Source organism: Campylobacter concisus ATCC 51562, from assembly GCF_000466745.1.
GTDB lineage: Bacteria > Campylobacterota > Campylobacteria > Campylobacterales > Campylobacteraceae > Campylobacter_A > Campylobacter_A concisus_B.
In genome coordinates this window covers 95,384-115,644 of record NZ_ANNI01000001.1, presented here as the reverse complement: position 1 = coordinate 115,644, position 20,261 = coordinate 95,384, and the positions used below count along the sequence as shown (strand labels likewise).

The following is a 20,261-nucleotide window of genomic DNA, read 5'->3' as shown; positions in this document are numbered from 1 at the left end:
TTTTATTCTCCTTTTTGATTTACTTTTTTAAATGGATTTATACACCACACCGTTTTTAGATGTTTCTTATCATCTTTCTGGGTGAACTCTTTAAAATTTAAGGCATTTGCCCCTGCTATATCCATAAGCTTCCATCCGACATAAATGCGACAATAAAAGCCACTTAAAAAGCCTTTGTAGCGGATCGTTTTGTAAAGTCCAAAACGCTCCCTGCCATCTTTTAAAGTGCAAGTAACTTTACAAAAACCACTCTCTTTGCCGCCATTACTGGCAATATTGGGATCACCTATCGTTTGTATACTATATGGATTTACATCATCTACTTTGACGCCGTTAATCTCACTCGAAAAGCGTCCTATCTTATTGCGTAAGAGCCAAAGAAGTCTTGCTTTATATGTTCTATTGGTTGGTTCAGGATAGTGCTTCTCTCTCCAGCCACTATCGCCATTGATAGCAGCACACTTACCATCGTAATAGTCGTTTGCATCTTCAAACCACCTAAATATCTTTGGCAGATGTTCATCATCTTTTTTACAAAATAGTAATGCAACTGGCACAACTACAAATGAGAGGATCTCAAGCATAAGCTCTACTAAAATGATCATTATAAGACGCAATATCTCTTTACTCTTTAGCATCATTTTCCTTTTTTGACTTCTTACTTGGCTTCTCATTCTCTTTTGTTTCGCTCTGTTTGTATTCTGGGCACTTAGGACACTCGCTCCAAGTGCAAGCGCCGTCTTTATCCAGCTTTGATGCGCAAATTTCGCACCTTTTAATTTTTACTCTCATTTCTTATCCTTTTGTGTTGGTCTAGTTTGAACCACATCTGTGAACTCGTCACCTGAGAGGTACCAAAATGGTTTCTTGCCATTTTCATAGTACATTTTGCCGAAGTCGTCAGGGTGTGTCGCCAAGTGGGCGAACACTCTGACAATGTTTGTCATATTGCTATTGTCCCAGCCCTCGCATTTTCTAGCACGTAAAAAAATCACGATAGGGCATAGCAAAATGCCAACTATTAGCGACAACATGCAGATTAAAAAATAGCTCATTTCAGCCCCTCTCTTTGAATTATTAATTCCTTATATTCGTTTCGCAAGCTCTCTAACACTGCCGTGTTGCCGATAATAAGAGCATGCTTTATATCATCCTCGCATTCTTTTATATCCGCTTCAAGCTGTGCTAAAGCCTTAGCCCTTTCGTCTATTTTTGGCGTTAAATACTCCTCTATCTCCTTTTGTGTTAAAGGTGTTAAACTAAACTTTTCTACGCTTGCAGCTAAAGCTTCTTTGCTGACATTGTCATCATAAGCATAGATTTCATTGCTACTATCTTTATAATATTTCATCTTTTTGCTCTCCTTTTTAACTTAATTCAGACCAAGTATTTAGTTTTTCATTATTAATCTCCGTAAGCAAATCCCTCTTTTTGTAACTAGGATTTGTTAATGTAGCTAGTTTGTATTTTGAGCCTGCTGGTACTATGAAAGAAAAACTATAGTTTGTATAGTTGTCCAAATCAGCTGTTAAAACCATTACCTCATCTACAATCACAGATACCGGTATATCAGTATTATTGGCTTCAATGCTAACACACACTAATATAGGCTTATTTGTGGTATTTGGGTAGTAAGTGTTTAGGTCTCTTTGATCCCACACTTTTTTATAAGTTTGACCTACACCTATTCCGTTTTGGCTATTGTTCACAAACTCTCTTACCGCTCTCTCTGTAACGGCTACATCTTCTTGTTGTGCTGTTATAGAGTTTTTTAGTTTGGTTATGCCTGCTTTTGTTTCGGTTGCAAGTATTGTTTTGTCGATTTGCCCAGCTGCTGGGGTATTTACATTTTTGGCTTTTATGATGATAACTACCGCCATATTGTATGGACGTGTTTCGTTACCACCTGTCACACCTGATTGCATATAGCTATTTTGACCAACAAAGCCACCCGTCCCACCATTATTTGATTGTCCTACCCCTGGCTGCTGGCCTATACTGTGTGAGTGTGATTTTATTTCATCTTGTTGCACTACACCAAGCTGTGCAGCATTGCCCCCAATAGAACGCATAAACTTACCATCAGAGAAATTTGGCAAGTTAAAGTTTTCACCTGAGCCACCATATACGTAACCCAATACATTAAATAGCTCTGCATATTCAGACTTCTTAAGGCTTCTGCCGTCAGCTATTAAGAACCCTGCTGGTATAACCTTTTGGCTTGGATAGCTTAGATACGCACCTATCGGCAAGCCGTCCGTTAGTTCGGTTTTTAGAGCAAATTTATCATCGCTTTCGCGTTTTGTGTAGGCATCTATCTTGTCGGTCTTTTTTAAAAACGTGGCATCACTCCACTTTCTTGTGGCAAGCACTACGTTATTATCCACTTTGAGCACGATGCTGTCATTTGCATTTGCTATTTGTAGCCTAAAGCTAAGTGTGATATCTTTGCTACTTCCTTCACTCAAAAGCGGCTTGTATGTGTCGGCCAGGCGCGCCACCGCAAAGAGTGAGCCATCATCGCAAAAAATACCAGCAGTTTTTATGTAAAAACCACCAACATCAGGTGGTATTATCGCATCAACATCAAGAATATTGCTGTCACTCTCGTTTATTGTTATTGCATTTATTGCACCTCTATACTTCTCATTTGGTATAGTTGTTATGCTTTCACTTAGCTCGCCATCAAAATCGCTGACAACCACCTCTTTTAGTATGATCTTGCTTCCATTGCTAGCTGTTTTTAAAAGCTTATTGATGCCGTTTGCAGTTAGAATTGTATATTGTTTCATTGCTTTCCTTTTAAATTTTATTACCTAAAAAATTGAGCATTTAAATTGACTGGTATGCTTATGATCTCGTTTATCTGCGTAGTAGCTCCTACTTTAAAACTCGCTCTTTGGCTTATATTTGATATTACGTAAGGATCTACGCTTATGTTTTCACCGCTAAACGTATAAGAATAAGCCTTTAAATTTATGCTAGCAGTCGCTTTTATGCTTGCTCCATCATATACGCTACGCACGTTTTTATAGGTGTTTATGATCTCATCAGATCTCTTTAGTGTCTGTGGGCTTACTCCATTTTTGCTTGCATCAAGCTCTAGTTTGAAGTGATAAGGCGGTCCTGCATAATCAAACCACTCTTTAACCTTGGCATCTGCATAAAGTGCGCTTAATGCTTTATTTAGACTATAAAAAGTACCTGAGTAGTAATGTATCTCAAAAGCGTTTTTTATGAGCTCTCTAGCTTCATTTTCGTTTAGTCCATCAATATCTACATCAAAGCTAGCTGCAAGTACTGGCAGTAAATTTTTTGGAGCTTTGCTTGCAAGAGTATTTATGACACCAATGTCTAGATCCTCAAACCTTACGCCAAAAAGCAAGTCAAATTTCTTATCAAATTTACTTTTGTGATTAGGTAGCAAGCTCATAATTCAGCCTTTTTGTAGCTTATCTCATAGCTTAAATTTACAAATTCTTTTACGCTTATCTTTTTATCATTAAGCGGCTCTTTAAGACTTACTCTATAAACGCCGTTTTGATGTAGATTTTTATAGATGTAGCTTAAATTTAGATCCTCGCCAAGGCTAAGAGTAGTTAGCAGAGCCGAGATACTCTTAGCAATTTCGTCTTGAAAGAGCATATCTGTTAGCTCAAGAGTAGCTACTACCTTTACATCTATCTTTGTAGCATTTAACACGCTTAGATTGTCGGTTAGTGGCCTGACCTTTTCGGCACTTAAAAAGCTCTCCACATCTTTGCGTGTCTCTTCGCTCATGTCGGTAGTTTTTAGATAAATTTGAACTACACCTGCACCGCCATTTAGCACACTACACTCCAGCACCTTTGCATTTGCGCTTAGTGTTTGATAAGTATATGCTTTAGCACTGCCTGCAGTTGAGAAACGCTCTAGACTTAAAACTGCACGCTCTCTTAGCCTATCATCGCTTTCACGCTCGGCTCCGCCTTCAAACTCACTTAGCTGTTTTGCTTTTAATACGAAAGGAAGTGGTGTTTGGATATATTCGCACTTTGCTTTGCTGGTTTTTGTAAACTCATCTAAGATGATCACTCCAACAGCTTTTAGCTCATTTGCTCTTATCACAACTTCACTCTTTAAAATTGCGATTTCACCATTTTCGCTGCGTAAAATTAGCCCTTTTGGCAAATATGTATCGCTGCTTCTTGGCATAGAGAGGCTAAATTCATTCTGCGCGGTTGGCTTCTCTCCTTTTAGTCTCTCTATGCCATAAATCGCTACTATGTTATCAAGGTCATCTCCAGTAGAAAATGGCAGCAACATAGCCTTAACGCTATCATTTATCCTGGCTCGCAAAAGCAACTCTCTATAAGCCAATGTTTCAAGTAAAGCCGAGTAGTTATCACTTTCAAGTAGTGAAATTTCATCATCAGTTAAATGCTCTTTAAAAAGGTTTTTAACATTATTTAAAATTTCATCATATTTAAGCACTTCAATAACGTTTGGATATGGAAGTTGTTTTAAATTCATGCTCTTACCTCTATCTCATCGCCACTCATAAGCACTACTTTAAAGCTAAGCTTATGATCTTTTAAACCTATAAGACGAACTTCATCGATCTTTACTCTCTTTTCCCACTTCTCAACCGCCTCTATCACAAAGCACGCCAGATCAGCACGAAATTCATCATCCACCTTGCGATCTATTAGCTCATAAATTCTGCTGCCATACTCAGGCAGCATCACTCTACTGCCAAGCGGAGTTAGGAGTATGTCTTTGATAGAGTTTTCTATATCAATAAGATATTTCATCACTAATCCCTTGCAAGTCCGTTATTTGTATGATCTGTTAGGCTGCCACGTCCATCACGTACGCTACCGCCAAAGTTTGCATTACCACCTGCTGTGATTGACCCAGTGATCCTTACATCTCCATTTATCTCAAAGCTACCACTACCACCACCAACTCCAGCTGTATTTATCGCCCCTTGTATCAAAGTATTGCCGAGCAGCTTGATATCCCCGCTTTTTATCGTTGTCTCACTGGCCTCTACCATCACATTTTTAGCCTTTACATTTGCGTTATCGCAAGTTATGTTTATAAGCTTTGGAGATGAAATTTCAAGGCAAGAGCTAGAGCTGTCATAGCTCATCTTTATGCCATCTTCAAAACTTATATGTACTTTCTTATCAGTCGCATCAGTTTTATATGAACTTTGATAAAGCCCACGAAGCACCACACCTGAGTTTAATTCATCATGCACAGGCAGCACTAGCACTTGCTCTCCTACGCGTATTGGCGAAAAGCTCACTGCATAAGAGTTGGCATGTGCTTGAAATACCGGCAAAAAATCAGTTACCATCGAACCAATGGCAACTTTTGCACGGTCATTTCTTACTTCACTTATAATTCCAACTTCAATCATTTATATGCTCGCTAAATTTTTTATTTCTTGGCATTCTCGTATACTTTACGCTATGCTTGATCTCTTTTACATCTTCATGTATTTCATTAAGCTTCTCTTTATTTGTTGCGAAATTTGCTGCTAAAATATCGCTTAGCTTTTCAGTGGCACTACTTTGTTTATTTATAGCTTCACTATTTTTATTCACTACATCGATCATCAAATCAGTGTTTTTGCTCGTATATCTACTAAGCAGCAAAAAGACCACCACAAAACCGATAAAGCCAAAAATCGCCATAAAGACAATAAATTCATTTAATCCCCATGATCCAGCTAAATTTATTAATCCAGCTGTCTCTCTTATCTCATTGCCAAAATCTAGGCTATTTTCCATCTTCTTCCTTTATTCCAAGACATTGTTTTAGTTTTTTTTCGCAATCGCGATAGTAAATAGCAATCCTCTTATCCGTCTCGAACGTACCGTCGTCTTTAGGTTTTACGGGCATCTCGGCATTGCACCTTACGGGCACGTATTTTTCTTTATAGATTATGTACGGCTCGCTCGCTTGAGGTTTGGCCGCGCAGCCCGCAAAGATCAAAGCAAATAGACAAAAAAGCGAAATCCTAATCACGAAACAGCTCCTTATATGCCGCTAGTTCCGCCTCGCAGCTTTTATCTTTGACGTAAATCTTCTTTATTCTCTCGGCCTCTTTTGACGGAGTATCGTCGATCTTTACCGCAGCAGCCTTTATAGCTTCGTTTTGTGAAGCAAGAGCTGTATCGCAGGCACTTAGATTGTTTTTGACTGTAGTGTAGTCCTTGGTTAGTCGCTCGTTTTTCTCTTTTACACTTTCAAGGTCTTTAAGCAAGACGGAATTTATACTTTGGAGTTTTGAATTTTCCAAAAACAAATTTACGCAAGCAAAACCTAAAAGCGCGGCCAATGCAAAGCCTACGATAGGAAGTTTAGTTATCAAGTAACCCACTTAGCACCTTCTTTGCACGGTTCGGCGTTTGTTTTGCCCAAAGGCTATTTAGCCCATTTTTATAGGCTGCCTCATATTCACCAGACTTTATGAAATTAAGAGTAGTAACAAACTTTTTCACGCCTGGTACGCCCATTTGATAGCACATTTCTATTACCACGTCTTGGACATTTTTTGGCTTATCTTCTAGCCAAGGAAAAGCTTCACAAACGCTAGAGGCAAGCTTAATTAGCTTCATCTCTAAAATTTGATCTGCTACCGCTTTACTCATAGGCTCAGCCTTGCCGCCATTTAAAAAGAGTTCGTCTTTACTAAGAGATGAAACCTTAAAACCATATCCGACAGTAGGATACCCACGAGTATCCTGATATATGTAGCTTCTAAAGCCTTCGTTCTCTTTTATATTTTCTTTTAATGACATTTTGACCTCGATCACTCTTCTTTTGACTCCAAATTATCGTCTTGATCAGAGGATTTGTCCTGATCTTGCAACTGTGTATTTGAGTCATTTTCTTCAAAAACCTCTATCATTGAGGAGTCCAAATACTTTTTAGCTTCGTTTTGATTAAGGGTGATTGTCTCACCCTCTTTAACGAAATTTCCCTTTACGCATATATTGCCTTTAGCTATGTACATCATGCTCGCTCCTTTATGCCTTACTCATAAGGCTAGCCCATTTTTTAACGACTACTTCATAATCAGTAAATACATCAAATACGTATTTTAAGGCTCGCTCTTCAGCGTCATACCAGCGGTTACGACGGATGTCTAAAACTACTCCTAAAACTAAGTTTTTAAGTGGAGTAGCTAGATAAGTGCCTTTTGGCATAAGAGGAGTTATTTCAAATGGAATGCCAAGTATTTGGTTGGCTCCGCCTTGAACGAGATGAAGCGGCGAATTTAGTGCGCTTAGCTCTTTATTGTATTCCTGAACGTCGGAAGGGTTTATCAAAATCCTAGCTTCACTTACGATGTCTGGGTCTATAGATCCAACTAATGCACTCAGTCTATTTGATACCTTTTCTGATGCTGTATAGGTTAATTTAACTGCGTCGCTAGAGTCCTTGACTACTTGTAGCCAGCCTTTATGTAGCGTCTTAAAAGTTCCGTCGTAAGTATCGCTCTCTCCGGTAAAGCCAAGAAGAGCCAAATCGTTACCAAAAGCCTTAGCAAACGCGTCAAAAGTCTCTTTTTCAAAATTAGGGTTTGACTTATTGTCTTCTAACGCGTCTTGCAAGATGCGAGAGAATAGCTGAACGCTTTTGGCATCTAGCTTTGCACCTACTTTGCTTAAAGCCGATCTTTGTGAGTCGTTTGGTTTTTCGCCACTGGCTACGCGCACCAAAATTCCTTTTGCTACGTCCCATGCGTCGAGCTCTTTAGTAAGTCTACCCATTTTTTCAGTATGGATTTTTTGCAAAAAGCCGTTGTTTTGCTTAATAACGTCTATAAAATTATGCGATTGCTCGGGTGTAAGTGAGCCCGAGAGAGTAACGTTAGTGGCATTCATAGAGCCTTTTAAAATATCGTTTAATCCGTCCATTATAGTATTCCTTTGCTTGCTGAAATTTGTGTTTTTTCGATCGTTACGTCTTGTTTTGATTTGCTTAACTCGCTTGTTATCGCGTCAAGTTTAGCGGTTAGCTCGCTTACCGATTTTTCAAGCGTTTCAAGTTTTGCCTCATTTGCACTAATGCCAGCTTTTACAAGCTCGGCAACTCTATTTTCATCCATCGTTTCTCCTTTGTTGTTTGAACTTTCTTTTTTAAAATTTTCGCTTGAGCCGAAAAACTCTTTTAGCGCCGCTATCACGCCGCCTTTTGTGACATCTTCTTTTTCGCTCCCCTTTATCACTCCACTGCCATACATTGATAGTCCAGTTATCGTTCCGTTTTTTATCATCTCTCGCAGCTCCTCATCTTCTATTTTGATACCTACCGCCCACGCTCCCTCTTCATTAAAGAATTCATCTTTGCTTTTTACTATCCAGCTTTCGCATATATAGGCGTCTGCGATATTAAAATTATGATTTACATCTATACAGTAGCTAAGGTCCGATCTCTTCATAAAGTTATAAGCAGCCCTTTTGATTTCGTCAGCATTTGCAAAATCTCCTTGCGTATCCACTTCGTCCGGGGCATAAACTATCCCATAAACAACTCCTTGTTCTGCATCGCTCTTTTTAAAATCGACTCTTAACAGCTCGTTAAAATTCTCATTTTTGTAGATAATTTTTTTATTGTTAGCACCTGCTGATACCAGCGAAATTAACTTGATTTGCATATCGGTTATCTCTCTAGCCATTACTTACTCCTTATTTTTTTCCGCCATTTTCGCCAAAAATAAGATTTTAAAAAACCTAAATAAGACATATATGTCTTATCTTGCTAGAAAGCGAAAAATCTTTATCGTAGAATTGGATTAAAAATTTTTAGGATAAATATGGATAGAATTTTTAAAGCAGCGCAAGGTAGCGCACAGCTTACTGAAGAAAGCAAAGACTCACAAGGCTTAATAGAGCCGTTTTTTAGCTTTGATAGACTACTAGGTCTTTTTTACGCCAATACCTATCACAGGCGAGCCGTGCAATTAAAAGCATCACTGTTATCTAATATAGAAGATGGCTCAAAGCTTGAAGGTGGCGTTATGACGCCCAAAGATTTTTTATATGCGTTTATATTAAATCTTGAAATTTTTGGAAATGCTTTTGTTGAAATTGCGGGTAAAAACCTTTATATACTTCCCTCTATCGAAGCTAGAGTAAACGAAAGCAAAGAAATATTTCAAGTAAAAAACAATAAATCAATAGCACTTAATGCAAAACACTTATATTATTATTCTCCAAACTCTAGATTTTACGGAGAGCCTGATTATTTGGCGGCTATGCTCTCAATTCTAACCAATCAAAAGGCCGATAGTTTTAATAACGCTTTTTTTGAAAACTCCGCCCGCGCCGATACGGCCATAATCTTTGAAAATTCAGAGCCTGACGAGATGCAGCTTAACGCCTTTAAAGAATTTTTCGGCTCAAATTTTAAAGGGACGGGCAATGCGCACAAAACATTGGTTTTAACTGCAAACGGTGAGAATGCGAAAGTACGTATCGAGGATCTAAGCAAGGTAAGCGATATTAGTTTTGAAAAGCTTAAAAACCTAAATAGAGACGAGATCATAGCCGCGCACGGAGTACCGCCTAGAATGGTCGGAGTAATGACCGCCGGACAGCTTGGAGGCAGCGGAGAGGTAACTGGACAGCTGCACAGCTTTAACGAGCTTACGATCATCCCAAAACAAGAGCAAATAGAGTGGTTTTTCGATAGTATCGGCTATCCTATCAAGCTTAAGCCTATCGACGTAAGCAACTTTAAAGACGACGGAGAGCTGGTAGCCGGACTGGTAAGCAGCGGTATAATTAGCTTAAATGAAGCGCGCGGAATTTTGGGTTATAACAAATAAAACGTTTTAAGCCGTTTTAATAGTAAAACAATGCAAACGTATCTTTAAAATACGTTCGTTGAAATTGAAGCCGTTTTGAAGCGTTTTGAAGCAGGTTTTTAAAAAGGAATAATATGCAAAATATCATAGATGAAATTAGACGCTATAACAAATTAAAAATGATAGCCGACGACGAGATAATACCGTATATAGAAATGGCGGAGTCTCAGATAGGCAAATACGCCGTAGAAGAGACGAGTAAAACAAAAGCCGCAGCTTTTTATACGTTAGCGCTTTTAGGACAGAAGCTTTGGCTTAAAATCCAGCAGCGCGCAAATGAATATGACGAAAGCTTAGACACTTTTAAAGACGTTAAGCAGTGGGAGGAGTATTGGATGGATAAATTTTACAAACTTACGACGAAGAAAAATACGAGCGGATATTTTTATGCCGCTGTTTAAGGAGAGAGTATGGAAGCAGAGAATATCAAGACCGAAAAAGAGCTAATTGCATTTTGCGAAAAATTAATTTTAAAACACGAAGACGATTTTAAAATTTTCGTTTCCGAAAGAAGTGTGCTTAACCATGCGCAGTATAAAGCCGTCTTGACCGTTATTGTTCCCATTAGCGCCGGAGAGGTTGTATTAAAAGAGCTTATGAGTCTAACTCCTCTTTTAAATTTTAAAAACTCAAGCGTAGATGCCACGGATGAGCGGGGCGTTGATATACTAAATTTTGATTTCACGCTTGATTTTATGCGTTCTTGTTTGGAGGATGAATAAATGGCGTATTCTAAGCAGACAAAAGAACTCGTTTTAAATTTAATCTCCTCTGGATACTCGTTGTCTGAAATTAGCAAAGAATACAAGATTGACGTATCTACTCTATCGCGTTGGAAAGGCAAAGAGGATAAGCAAGGCCGCCTAACCGCTCAAAATTTAAAAGCTCAAATCGCAGAGCTTAGCAAAGGCAAAAGTAGCGACAGCAAGGCAAAACAAATAGCGATGCTCTCCGCGTCTTTATCTCGCCTTGAAGGCCAAAAGGCAAAAGAGGCGAAGGTAAAAAATAAGAAAAAGCCTACCACCATAATGAACGCAGACTATGAAAGCCTAAAGGCTAAAGCTATGGATGAGGGCGGGCTTTACGGTTATCAAAAAGATTTTATCAATGACACGTCTCAGTTTCGTATCGTGCTAAAATCCCGCCAAATAGGTTTTTCATACGCCTCGAGCCTTGATGCGCTGCTTGGAGCCGTTGCGGGTCGTAATCAGCTGTTTTTGAGCGCGAGCGAAGAGCAAGCTAGGATTTTAATGAACTACCTAGACGGATGGGCTGAGAAATTCGGCATACTTTTTGCTAAAAATAGCGAATACGAAAAGAGCCTAGATAGCGGCGCTACGATTAGGGTTATGGCTCATAACTTCCGCACAGTGCAAGGTTTTACGGGCGATATTTGGATGGATGAGTTCGCTTGGTATCCAAATCAAAAGCGAATCTGGCATGCTTTCGTGCCATCAATCGGTGCGGTAGCGGGTCGCCTCACTATCCTATCTACGCCGTTTGAAGAGAATTCGCTATTTCATGAGCTATTCGACAACGAAACGAAATACTATATGTTTTCAAGGCATAGAGTAGATATTTATAGGGCCATAGAGGACGGACTAAATTTCGATCTTGAAACTATGCGAGATCTTTTTGACGCCGATACATGGGCGAGCGCGTATGAGTGCCAATTTATAGACGATGAAAATGCGCTTTTAAGCGTGGAGCTTATAAAAAGTTGTATAAAAGACTATGTGCCAGCACTTCCGGCTAAAAGCGTCCCGCAATATGCAGGATTTGACGTTGGCCGCACGAAAGATAGATCGGCTCATATAGCCGTATACGACGAAGGCGGCGTAAAGAAGCTAAGCGTGCTAGATGTTATCGCCAAAGCAAGCTTTGAAGCGCAAGAAAATTTACTCATCGACTTTTTACGTTTCAATCCTTTGGCTATGCAAAAGATAGATAAAACCGGTATTGGCATGAGCGTAGCCGAAAAGGTAAAAAGGCGCTTTCCTTCAAGGGTGCAAGGGGTCTATTTTACGCAAAGCAGTAAAGAGGCTATGGCGCTAAATTTAAAAAAGCACTTTGAAGATAAAAGCATAATCATCCCAAACGACCCGGCATTAATAGCCGATCTTCACGCTATAAAGCGAAAAGCGGGCGCTAAAAGCTTTACCTACGACAGCGACCGAAACGAACACGGCCACGCAGACCGCTTTTGGGCGCTAGCTCTCGCGCTTAGCTACTTTGAAAAGGTGAGAGATAAAAGAGGCAAGGCATATATTATTTAAAAATTTGATATAATTTTTTTAAAACCAAAATAAGCTTACTTGACAAAAGAGAGGGGTGGCATGAAAAGGTTTTTGGTCATTTTACTTATGGGTATGTTTGTATTTTGCGGATGTGAAAGCAAAGATAAAAATATTAAGGCAGATATAGAAGAATACGAAGAGCTTCTTACAAATATGTATATATTTTATTACAAAAAATACAACCCAGTAAGGTGTGCCCACACGCAATATAAGGGCTATTTATTTATAAAATGTTTTGAAGCGGGGGGCGATCATACGCAAGGCGGAGTTTACGTCGTAGACGATACCGCGACGAATAAATTTGGGGGTTTTGATGTTTATGCGATAAACGGAAAGGCCATAACGCATCGCAGTGTTATGCTTAAAAGCGCAAACAAGGAGCTTGGGGATTTAAAAATACTGCCTGCACCTGCACCGAAATGGTTAGATTTAGTTGAAATTCATAATCTTATAGATAGTAGACAAAATTTTAAAGGCGAGTATATCAAACAAAGTCTTTTTGTTGGAGATGCGACAGAGTAACTATGTTTTATTAATTTTTTAAAATCACTTTTATCTCTTTTACTATCTCTTTGCCTACATTTTGTGCTAGCTCATCGCTGGCACGTTTTAAACCGCCGTTTTTGTAGATATTCCAAGCGTTTAGAAGATAAGGATTTGCCTTTATGCCGGGGTGATTTACCTTTTTACCAAAAAATAATCCCGCTTTTTTATTGGCTAAAGCTTTTTTATTTTTGGGTTTTATTACGTGCGCTCTCGTGCCGCCGTGGACGTATTTAGCGTATTTTGCTTTTAGGGTATTGCCTACTGTTACCTCGCTGGCGGTTACCTCAAAGACCCTTATGTCTCTTTTGAGATTGCCTGTTCTTATAGGTGCTGTTTTTTCTTTGGCGACCTGCGCTACGCCCGAACCCACTCTAAAAAGGAAGTCTTTTAAAAATTTGTCGATATTTTTCATTTTATACTTTGAAATTTTCTTTTATGTATTCTAATGCGTCTATAAAAGTACCGCTAAAACTCTCTTTTTTTATCCAATTGTCGCCACTTTTATCAAGATCATAAACAACAAACTTACAAGCTTTATTAAACATAGCGATCTTTTTACATTCACTTATAGCCTCATCGCTTGGGAGGACAATGTCATAAATCCAGGTAATATCATCATTAAGCACTTCAAATTGAGCAAAAATTTCAATCTCCATACCTTTACCCAAACTGGCGTTTTTAGCGCTCTCTATCGTCCAGCCGTTACCTAGGCAAATATTGCAAATTTCCATTTTATAATCTCCGCTTTATCTAAAACCGCGCTTCTCTTAAAATATCTTTCCAGATTATCGCTCGGTTTAAATATATTATATAAATAATCACCATCGAACACCATAAAATAGCCGTTTTGGCTTACAGCTACGCTTCTGTTTGCATGTCCTCTGTGTGGAGCTATCTTTAAGATAGAGTTGAGTGCTTTTATAGTATCTGCTGGGCTTACGTTTCTTTTTGATGAACTTACAGAGTGATTGTAAGTCTTTTTGTTTGCATATCTTTCAACGCCCGTTTTATCTATATGTTTTATAATCTCACTTTCGTAAAAGGGCTGTGTATTTCTCATCTTTACGCCATCTATCTCTTCTTCATCAACCCATACCGGCACGGCTTCCGTGCGGCAGCGAAAGTGATAAGGCGGAAGTCCAAAATTACTATCCATTTTATCGCTTTTGCCTAAATACGCTTCACTTCTCCACGCTGCGGCCGCTTTTTTGCTAGCTAGGCTATTTGCGTTTAGTATTTTTTCCGCTTGTGCTTCAAGATGTGTGGCTGGGATTATGCGTCCGTGCATCGAGCGGCAAATTTGTGTCGTTCTAGCGTCCATAATAGCTAAAATTTTATAATATTTTACGCCGTATTTAGCCCCTTGCGTTACGGTAGCGACGTTTCTAGCCTGCAATGCTATATGATCGCTCACTCCCTTAAAATAACTCTCATCCGCGCTTATTATAGAGCCAAATTCCCTCTTTAGCTCTGCGCCGATCTCATCAAGCTCTATCTCGCCTTTAAAAACGCCCTCTATCTTATCTTTTAGCCTGCTTTGCAGATTTTCGTTATACTCTTTGCCCATCCAGTAAAAGCTCTTTCTCATCGCCTCCACTGCATCCGCATCTATCTCGTCAAATACGAATGATAGAGTTTTATTCATGCTTTCGGCCACTTTTTTTAGCGCTCTTTTGGATAAGATGATATATAAATTTTCAAGATCGCTAGGAAGCACATCTATGTTTGCACTTTTGGCTTTGTTTAAAAGTAGCTTCTTTAGGGTTTCTTTGTCCGTATTTTCGGTGCTAATAGCTAAAATTTCGGCTGTTATGGTTTCTAGTTTTTCTATCTGCGTAGCGGTGTAGTTTTGTAGCAAAAACTCTATATCTTCGCTTGATTTTAGTATCTTGTATCTAGTTAAAGCTTTTAAAAATCTCATTTTTTACCTTCGATACGCTCTATATATTCGGCGTATTCTATTAGTTCTTTGTCTTTTATGGGCTTTTCTTCGGTCATCCAGCTATATCCACAGCCCTCGCATCTTCTCATTCTTATGTTTTTTAGTCCCTTAATCGTTTTTAAAACGCTCGTTTTTTCGCATGCGCATTTAGGACAAAGCATTTTATTTATTCTCCATCTTCTTTAAAACTATAAGTATTTTTGAGGCCTCTCTCTTTTTTATATACTCTATTTTTAGGTATAAATTTTTAGTTATCCGCTTTATGAAAAATAGTAAGGCTTTGTCGCTTTTATCATTAGCCACTCTTTGCCAAAGAGATTTTATGGCATATATTTGACTTTGCGTTGCAAACTCTGCTGTACTGGACTTTGGATTATCTTTACCGTCCATAACGGCTATTAAATTTATAAGCTCTTTTACTTTTAACTGCGCGCAGCTTTTTACGTCCCAAGCGCTTAAAAATTCTCCCCATGCGTCATTTTGTTTTGCGTGTTTATAAAACGGGTGCGTATGGATGATTGCCAAAAGCTGCTTTCTATAAATTTCTTCTTTTTTACTCATTTTATAAGCCTCTAAACCATAAATGTTTTTCTAAAAATCCACGGCTTAAACCACTACATCTAGCTAGTTTTGATACGTTTAGCTTTCCGTTTTTAAAGCGGTAAAAACTAAGATCGTAGCTTAGGACATTATTAAGTCTAGCTTGATACGATGCTCTCTTTTTTTCGTGTAGATTATTAAGATGAATTCTTTGTTTAGTTGTCAAACCGTCTTTCCTTAAATTAAACCTTTTAAAGAGCGTTAAAGTGGTTTAAAACGCTCTTTAAAGGGCTTAAAGCCCTTTTGCCCTCTCTTTAAATTTCTTCAACTCTTCATAGTCAAATTTACAAACTGCTAGGACTATCATGGCACATAGACATAAGACCATCATCATGTAAGGAACTAGCATTACAGTTATCGCTGCTGTAACTATATTTTTAGAATCTCTTTTTCGTTCAGATTTAGGAATTACTATCCTAGTAGCAATGAGAGTTATGATAAAGGCATAAATGTTTAAAATTAGCCCCCATATTAAAAAACTTATCATCTTTAAAGCCCTTTAACACAAATTTTTAATTTTTCTCGTCTTACAAACCTAGGCAAAAGCCTATTTTTGCTATCTTTTAACTTTTTATATTCACTCCAATAGATTTGAAAATAGCTCTTTATCTCGTTCATTTTCCTATCTCCAGGCTCTCTATCTTAGGCACTATCCTAAAATTATCTTTCACTACTCTTTTAAGACCAAGTTTTACTAGATCCTCGTCTTTTAACTCCGCAAGTGCTTCCTTGTTAGGCTTTTCTTCATATATAATGCACTCTTTACCTAATCCAAATGCCTTTATTGAGCTTAACAAACTTTCAAGTTTGGCTTTTACATTAGGTATTCTTACACTCTTACTTATGCGGTATCCTATCTCTCCAAAGGTAAATTCTTTTGAGCGTTTTTCGGCAAATTCAGCCTTATTGTCCTCACAAAATAGTGTGATTTGCTGCTCGATGTAGCTCTTTTCGCTTTCCAATCTTTCAACTTCGCTCTTTCTAGCTTCTTTTATACGGTTACACTCAAGCGTTACTTCGCCGTTAATTTTTTCTATACCTACGCTTACTTCGCATAGTCTTTTTAAAGCGACGTCTACGTCGCTAAAACTATTTATTTGCATCTTTTACTCCTCGTTAAAAATTTTTATTAGGCCTATCACTCGAACAAACTAAATTTAAGCTCGCTTAGGCCGTATTCTTTAGCCCACGCCGCCTCTTGCGCCATACCTGTACTCTTATCGCTCCACTTGCACGGATGGTGGTAGTAATAGCTGCACACTCTAAGCAGCTCTTCGCAGTTTTTCATCACTCTTTCACGCTCAAGCTCGCTATATATATCCATCCACGTAAGTACGGGCGAGATAGGCTCGTAGCCGTTAGCTCTGACGATAGCGCAAGCTTGTTGCGCTATTTGCTTAGCGTAGTAGTTTCTGTCCCGATCTTTGCACTCGATACTGGCATAGGGCGTAGAAACAAACACTAATCTCGCTGTTTTCATCTATTCTCCTTTCTTAAAATTTAACTTTATAGGAAGCTCCGCAGAGCTCCCGAAAAATCAAATTTAAGCTGCCGTATCGATCACTTTGCCGTCGGCGGTTCTTACGATATATTTACCTACCAGCTTAAACATGCTCTTTGAGTAGTCGGCCTTTTGTCCTTTTATCATGCTTCCACGCCTTATGCCCCATAGTTCACCTTTAGCACTTACTCTCATTTCAAATCCTTTCTCTTCAAATTCTCTCACTAGCCTAACTAGCCCCGCTGCTTGTGTTCTATTAACTGCGCTATTTACCGCCATTACGCCCTCCTTGTTTGATATACTAGATTCGCTGCCACTTTTGCTTCGTATCCCAAAGCCAGATTTAGCGACGTTTTTTCATATAGCCTCGCATTGTCACCTTCGGCTAAAAACTCCGCTATCTCTCCCTCTATTCCGTTCATTTGACCGATTTTTATGAGCTCGTCCCTGCTTAAAACCATCTCTGGAGAATAAGTAAGCCTGCTTTGTAAATAGCCGCCGAGCTTATCTATACGTTTTTTAAGCACTCCAAGACCTACTGCTATCACAGCTATACCTAGGTTATTTCGTTTACCGTACTCGTAAATTTCCCTTAAAAGCTCAAATTTTCTCTCGAACGTTAAGTCGTTGTCCTTTACGAACAAATCGGCTTCGTCCACGATTATTAGCCTTGTTTTGCTCTGCGTTATAGCCTCGCAAAAGGCTTCAAATTTATCGTCCATGTTTCCGCTCGGTTTTTCGCCGATAGCCCGTAAAAGTAGGCTCATAAATGCGCTTGCGCTTAGGCTTTTGCGAGCTTTGACGTATACTCCGTCAAGCTCGTGCGCCGTCATTTCTAGTAAAAAGGTCTTTCCCATACCGCTTTCGCCTAAAATTAGCTCGAAAAAACTAAGATTAGAGCCGTTCATTTTAAAAATCCTATCTCTAATCTTTTCTTGCGCCGTGCTTAGCCAAACTTCGCTTTTAGGCGTCTTTGCCTCTTTTTTTTCGGCGTTTGCCGCCAAGACCCTATCCAAATACGCCTCGATCGCCGTCTCGTAAAGTTCGGCCTTAGACGAAGCGTATTTGCCGTTTATGACGCCGCTTACCGTTCCCCCGCCTTTGCCTATGGCTTTGCCTATCGTTTCTAGCGTTTCGCCGTAAGCTTGGCAAAGCTCAAATTTTTCTTTTAAACTGATACTCATAAATTCTCCTTATAAGGTTTATTTTTATATCCATCGCTCGTATCGCTTTCGCGATATACTCCGCTCATTCGCTTGCTCACATAGCATTAAGCAACTCTTCGTTGCTCATCGCTATTTTTTTATTAATTTTTCTAGTTTTCTCATTTTTTACCTTGGTTTCGTGCGCCACACTTGAATACGCGTTCATCGCACTTGGCTTTTTGTATAGGTTAGAGTAGTAGCCAAACGCCGCTTTCACGGCTTTAATCACCGCTTCGTTTTTAGCGATTTGCGCTTTTACTTTTTCGTGATCTCTTGGATCTATCCTATCTATGATATTTGCCTCGCATAGCGCTCTGTGGCTATCCATATCCACGATATTTACTCTCTCGTAGTCGTTCTCGTTTATGCGCACTTCCACCGTTTCGCCGTTAAATTTGCAAAGTCTAGGATGGCTATAAGTGCGTTTTTGCCCCATTATCGTTAGCGTTACGCCGCTATTTTTTACCTTGATGGCTCTTCTTTCGCTAAATATAAAATCAAGCGTCGTTTCGTCGAATACCGCCTTTGGTTTAGCTTCTAACTTTTCAAGAAAACTTTTCATAGGATAGATTTTGCGACTTTCGTTATAGTGCTCGTTCCACCACCTGACCGCCTTTTCAAAGTAGCTTATAAAATCATCGAAATTCAGAGGATTTTCTTTCATATATTTTTTTAAAATTTCTTGATTTTCGCGTTTGTCTTTATGGTAGCTCACCCCACCGCCGCACTCTGATATGATCATTTCAGCCATACGTCTTTGAACGTGGTTAAAAATATTTTCGATAGGTTTTGCGCGCGAGTTTCCTGGCTTTGCTTTTTTGTGTATCATGTTTGGCGCAAGATCGTCGAAGTCTCTAAATTTTATGCCGCTTAGCTGACTCCTTACCTGCTCTATGTAGTTACTAAGCTCTGGCTTGCCGTTATCGGTGTATATGGCGTCCGCCATACCGAATCTTAGTGCGTTTTTTAGGCTCCTTCCTACGCTTAGGCGGTTATATTTGCCAAACGTTACGTCCACGCCGATTATCGCTCCGCTTCCCATATCTATCCATACGTAAGCGTTTGGATTTAGCACCTCTCCGTCGGGGCCGATAGCATCAAAATCAAATACTATCTGATCGCCGCAAACTAGCTCCATACTCTCGTAGCAGTTTAGATCCCTGATGATATGAGAGGCTATCTCGTTTCTCACCCCTCTATCTCCGGCGGTTGCGCGAAGCAGCATGGCTTTTATTTCAGCGCTCGCCGTTAATCTCGCAAAACTTTGATAAGAGCCTATATTTAGCTCGTTCTCTTTTGCGTAAATTTCAAGCTTTTCGTAAACGAACCTTTTAGAGCTCAAAGGATTATGTAACATAAACCCAACCGCCCACTCTAAAGCTTTCATTTCAAAGCTAGAACTATTAAAACTAGCCCTAAAATCAATGCTTAACTCATCGTCTTCTATCTCTACGTCCTCTTTTTTGTTTAGTTTCACCCATTCGTAAAGCGTCTTTAAACTAACTCCGTATTTTTTCGCTACTCCTTTACCCCATATAGTCTTACTCATGCCTTTTGGGCAGTTTTTTAGCTCGCGCACGGCTTTTAGCTTATTCATATTTTCTAAATCCTCGATTTTTATCTTTACCTGATCTTGGCTCGCGCTTTTGGCCTCTATTTTTTCGCAAGCTTGCGCTCCGCAAAGCAGATTACGGCTATCGCCGCCGCGCTCGCAGCAGCCGCTACCGTCCATAATATATCCATCGCTAACTGCGCTATCCACAGCGCTGCAAAAATCGGCGCTATCGCTACCGCGGCTATGATCCAAACCGCGATCAAGGCTATTTTTCTCATCGTCTGACTCCTTTTTGCTTGGGTCGTCGTTTGTTACGGCATCGTCGATCCAGATTTGGAGGGTTTTGCCGCCTCGACCTATACCGTCGGTGTAGATAAAACCTAATATATTAGGTTTTATTGAGCAAATTTTTTTGCCTGCTTGTTCTGCACGCTTGATTGCTTTCATTAAAGCGTCGTATTTCACGCCCAAAATTTCCGCCGCTTGCTTAGAACTTACCCACATATTAGGCTACTTTTATACCGACTTTTTTAAAGGTATTTTTAGCCTTTTTAGAAAAATAGCCGTTTAAAATACTGCCATAACTTAGGTTATTTTCGCGGCAAAATCTCTTTAAAGTTTTATTTGTCTTGATTTGGATTTGCTCCGCTACTCCGCCGCTTTTTACGTTGCCGATTAAATCTATCATCGTTTAAGCTTCCTTTGATATAATTTTGGTATCAATGTCGAAATTATAATCTAATTTAT

The 20,261-nt window shown here is 39.3% G+C and carries 32 protein-coding genes; 5 read left to right on the top strand and 27 right to left on the bottom strand.

Going from position 1 to position 20,261, the window contains the following annotated elements; genetic code table 11:
* Positions 1-2: 2 nt before the first annotated feature.
* The 15 genes from ATCC51562_RS00570 to ATCC51562_RS00500 all read right to left on the bottom strand — a co-directional run bounded on the left by ATCC51562_RS00570 (position 3) and on the right by ATCC51562_RS00500 (position 8,677).
* The gene (locus ATCC51562_RS00570; protein ID WP_021090345.1) at positions 3-638 is read right to left on the bottom strand and encodes a hypothetical protein; all 636 of its coding nucleotides are present in this window, start codon (positions 636-638) and stop codon (positions 3-5) included.
* Positions 625-792 (bottom strand): hypothetical protein, encoded by a 168-nt coding sequence (locus tag ATCC51562_RS09680; protein WP_021090315.1) that lies wholly within the window; start codon positions 790-792, stop codon positions 625-627. Before ATCC51562_RS09680 ends, ATCC51562_RS00570 begins: the two co-directional genes overlap by 14 nt.
* A complete protein-coding gene (locus tag ATCC51562_RS00565; protein WP_021090262.1) occupies positions 789-1,055 on the bottom strand; it encodes a hypothetical protein in 267 nt (88 codons plus the stop codon). Before ATCC51562_RS00565 ends, ATCC51562_RS09680 begins: the two co-directional genes overlap by 4 nt.
* Entirely contained in the window at positions 1,052-1,351 is a 300-nt protein-coding gene (locus tag ATCC51562_RS00560) for a hypothetical protein (RefSeq protein ID WP_021090209.1), read from the bottom strand. The genes ATCC51562_RS00565 and ATCC51562_RS00560 overlap by 4 nt, the downstream gene beginning before the upstream one ends.
* 16 nt (positions 1,352-1,367) lie before the next feature.
* Positions 1,368-2,792, bottom strand: coding sequence for a phage tail protein (locus ATCC51562_RS09390; RefSeq protein ID WP_021090276.1), 1,425 nt, complete (start codon positions 2,790-2,792; stop codon positions 1,368-1,370).
* 20 nt (positions 2,793-2,812) lie between these two features.
* Positions 2,813-3,433, bottom strand: coding sequence for a phage tail protein I (locus ATCC51562_RS09385; protein WP_021090240.1), 621 nt, complete (start codon positions 3,431-3,433; stop codon positions 2,813-2,815).
* Positions 3,430-4,512 (bottom strand): baseplate J/gp47 family protein, encoded by a 1,083-nt coding sequence (locus tag ATCC51562_RS00545; RefSeq protein ID WP_021090336.1) that lies wholly within the window; start codon positions 4,510-4,512, stop codon positions 3,430-3,432. The genes ATCC51562_RS09385 and ATCC51562_RS00545 overlap by 4 nt, the downstream gene beginning before the upstream one ends.
* Complete coding sequence (locus ATCC51562_RS00540) at positions 4,509-4,793, bottom strand: GPW/gp25 family protein (protein WP_021090248.1); 285 nt, start codon at positions 4,791-4,793, stop codon at positions 4,509-4,511. Before ATCC51562_RS00540 ends, ATCC51562_RS00545 begins: the two co-directional genes overlap by 4 nt.
* A gap of 2 nt (positions 4,794-4,795) precedes the next feature.
* Entirely contained in the window at positions 4,796-5,407 is a 612-nt protein-coding gene (locus ATCC51562_RS00535; protein ID WP_021090268.1) for a phage baseplate assembly protein V, read from the bottom strand.
* Positions 5,400-5,780: a hypothetical protein gene (locus ATCC51562_RS00530; RefSeq protein ID WP_021090403.1), complete on the bottom strand. Its 381-nt coding sequence runs from the start codon at positions 5,778-5,780 to the stop codon at positions 5,400-5,402. The genes ATCC51562_RS00535 and ATCC51562_RS00530 overlap by 8 nt, the downstream gene beginning before the upstream one ends.
* A gap of 230 nt (positions 5,781-6,010) precedes the next feature.
* Complete coding sequence (locus ATCC51562_RS00520) at positions 6,011-6,373, bottom strand: hypothetical protein (RefSeq protein WP_035167054.1); 363 nt, start codon at positions 6,371-6,373, stop codon at positions 6,011-6,013.
* Positions 6,354-6,794: a glycoside hydrolase family protein gene (locus ATCC51562_RS00515; protein WP_035167108.1), complete on the bottom strand. Its 441-nt coding sequence runs from the start codon at positions 6,792-6,794 to the stop codon at positions 6,354-6,356. The genes ATCC51562_RS00520 and ATCC51562_RS00515 overlap by 20 nt, the downstream gene beginning before the upstream one ends.
* 11 nt (positions 6,795-6,805) lie before the next feature.
* The gene (locus ATCC51562_RS00510) at positions 6,806-7,012 is read right to left on the bottom strand and encodes a hypothetical protein (protein ID WP_051288429.1); all 207 of its coding nucleotides are present in this window, start codon (positions 7,010-7,012) and stop codon (positions 6,806-6,808) included.
* Positions 7,013-7,022: 10 nt separating this feature from the next.
* Complete coding sequence (locus ATCC51562_RS00505) at positions 7,023-7,916, bottom strand: phage major capsid protein (RefSeq protein ID WP_021090246.1); 894 nt, start codon at positions 7,914-7,916, stop codon at positions 7,023-7,025.
* Entirely contained in the window at positions 7,916-8,677 is a 762-nt protein-coding gene (locus tag ATCC51562_RS00500) for an XkdF-like putative serine protease domain-containing protein (protein WP_021090324.1), read from the bottom strand. The genes ATCC51562_RS00505 and ATCC51562_RS00500 overlap by 1 nt, the downstream gene beginning before the upstream one ends.
* Positions 8,678-8,815: 138 nt before the next feature.
* Between ATCC51562_RS00500 and ATCC51562_RS00495 the strand changes: the two genes are divergently transcribed.
* The 5 genes from ATCC51562_RS00495 (at position 8,816) to ATCC51562_RS00475 (ending at position 12,687) form a co-directional block, all read left to right on the top strand.
* Complete coding sequence (locus ATCC51562_RS00495; protein ID WP_021090308.1) at positions 8,816-9,829, top strand: phage portal protein; 1,014 nt, start codon at positions 8,816-8,818, stop codon at positions 9,827-9,829.
* 113 nt (positions 9,830-9,942) lie between these two features.
* The gene (locus ATCC51562_RS00490) at positions 9,943-10,269 is read left to right on the top strand and encodes a hypothetical protein (protein WP_021090329.1); all 327 of its coding nucleotides are present in this window, start codon (positions 9,943-9,945) and stop codon (positions 10,267-10,269) included.
* 9 nt (positions 10,270-10,278) lie between these two features.
* Complete coding sequence (locus ATCC51562_RS00485; RefSeq protein WP_021090361.1) at positions 10,279-10,590, top strand: hypothetical protein; 312 nt, start codon at positions 10,279-10,281, stop codon at positions 10,588-10,590.
* The gene (locus ATCC51562_RS00480; RefSeq protein ID WP_021090306.1) at positions 10,591-12,144 is read left to right on the top strand and encodes a terminase large subunit domain-containing protein; all 1,554 of its coding nucleotides are present in this window, start codon (positions 10,591-10,593) and stop codon (positions 12,142-12,144) included.
* A 60-nt stretch (positions 12,145-12,204) separates the two neighbouring features.
* Positions 12,205-12,687: a hypothetical protein gene (locus tag ATCC51562_RS00475; RefSeq protein WP_021090340.1), complete on the top strand. Its 483-nt coding sequence runs from the start codon at positions 12,205-12,207 to the stop codon at positions 12,685-12,687.
* A gap of 10 nt (positions 12,688-12,697) precedes the next feature.
* On the opposite strand, the gene ATCC51562_RS00470 is transcribed toward ATCC51562_RS00475, so the two are convergent.
* The 12 genes from ATCC51562_RS00470 to ATCC51562_RS00410 all read right to left on the bottom strand — a co-directional run bounded on the left by ATCC51562_RS00470 (position 12,698) and on the right by ATCC51562_RS00410 (position 20,202).
* Positions 12,698-13,123 (bottom strand): HK97 gp10 family phage protein, encoded by a 426-nt coding sequence (locus tag ATCC51562_RS00470; RefSeq protein WP_021090351.1) that lies wholly within the window; start codon positions 13,121-13,123, stop codon positions 12,698-12,700.
* A 1-nt stretch (position 13,124) separates the two neighbouring features.
* Entirely contained in the window at positions 13,125-13,442 is a 318-nt protein-coding gene (locus tag ATCC51562_RS00465) for a hypothetical protein (RefSeq protein WP_021090379.1), read from the bottom strand.
* The gene (locus tag ATCC51562_RS00460; protein ID WP_021090290.1) at positions 13,418-14,632 is read right to left on the bottom strand and encodes a hypothetical protein; all 1,215 of its coding nucleotides are present in this window, start codon (positions 14,630-14,632) and stop codon (positions 13,418-13,420) included. Before ATCC51562_RS00460 ends, ATCC51562_RS00465 begins: the two co-directional genes overlap by 25 nt.
* Positions 14,629-14,814 (bottom strand): hypothetical protein, encoded by a 186-nt coding sequence (locus ATCC51562_RS00455; protein WP_021090302.1) that lies wholly within the window; start codon positions 14,812-14,814, stop codon positions 14,629-14,631. The genes ATCC51562_RS00460 and ATCC51562_RS00455 overlap by 4 nt, the downstream gene beginning before the upstream one ends.
* 1 nt (position 14,815) lies before the next feature.
* Positions 14,816-15,214: a phage protein GemA/Gp16 family protein gene (locus ATCC51562_RS09380; protein ID WP_021090254.1), complete on the bottom strand. Its 399-nt coding sequence runs from the start codon at positions 15,212-15,214 to the stop codon at positions 14,816-14,818.
* Between the two features lies 1 nt (position 15,215).
* The gene (locus ATCC51562_RS00445) at positions 15,216-15,419 is read right to left on the bottom strand and encodes a hypothetical protein (RefSeq protein ID WP_021090267.1); all 204 of its coding nucleotides are present in this window, start codon (positions 15,417-15,419) and stop codon (positions 15,216-15,218) included.
* Positions 15,420-15,867: 448 nt separating this feature from the next.
* The gene (locus tag ATCC51562_RS00435) at positions 15,868-16,356 is read right to left on the bottom strand and encodes a host-nuclease inhibitor Gam family protein (protein ID WP_021090385.1); all 489 of its coding nucleotides are present in this window, start codon (positions 16,354-16,356) and stop codon (positions 15,868-15,870) included.
* A 35-nt stretch (positions 16,357-16,391) separates the two neighbouring features.
* Complete coding sequence (locus ATCC51562_RS00430; RefSeq protein ID WP_021090244.1) at positions 16,392-16,733, bottom strand: hypothetical protein; 342 nt, start codon at positions 16,731-16,733, stop codon at positions 16,392-16,394.
* A 63-nt stretch (positions 16,734-16,796) separates the two neighbouring features.
* A complete protein-coding gene (locus ATCC51562_RS00425) occupies positions 16,797-17,033 on the bottom strand; it encodes a hypothetical protein (RefSeq protein ID WP_021090263.1) in 237 nt (78 codons plus the stop codon).
* On the bottom strand, positions 17,033-17,938 hold the full coding sequence (locus ATCC51562_RS00420; protein ID WP_021090300.1) for an ATP-binding protein: 906 nt from the start codon (positions 17,936-17,938) through the stop codon (positions 17,033-17,035). The genes ATCC51562_RS00425 and ATCC51562_RS00420 overlap by 1 nt, the downstream gene beginning before the upstream one ends.
* A gap of 76 nt (positions 17,939-18,014) precedes the next feature.
* Positions 18,015-20,018, bottom strand: a complete 2,004-nt coding sequence (locus ATCC51562_RS00415) for a Mu transposase C-terminal domain-containing protein (RefSeq protein WP_035167050.1) — start codon at positions 20,016-20,018, stop codon at positions 18,015-18,017.
* A 1-nt stretch (position 20,019) separates the two neighbouring features.
* Entirely contained in the window at positions 20,020-20,202 is a 183-nt protein-coding gene (locus tag ATCC51562_RS00410; RefSeq protein WP_021090359.1) for a hypothetical protein, read from the bottom strand.
* Positions 20,203-20,261: the final 59 nt, after the last annotated feature.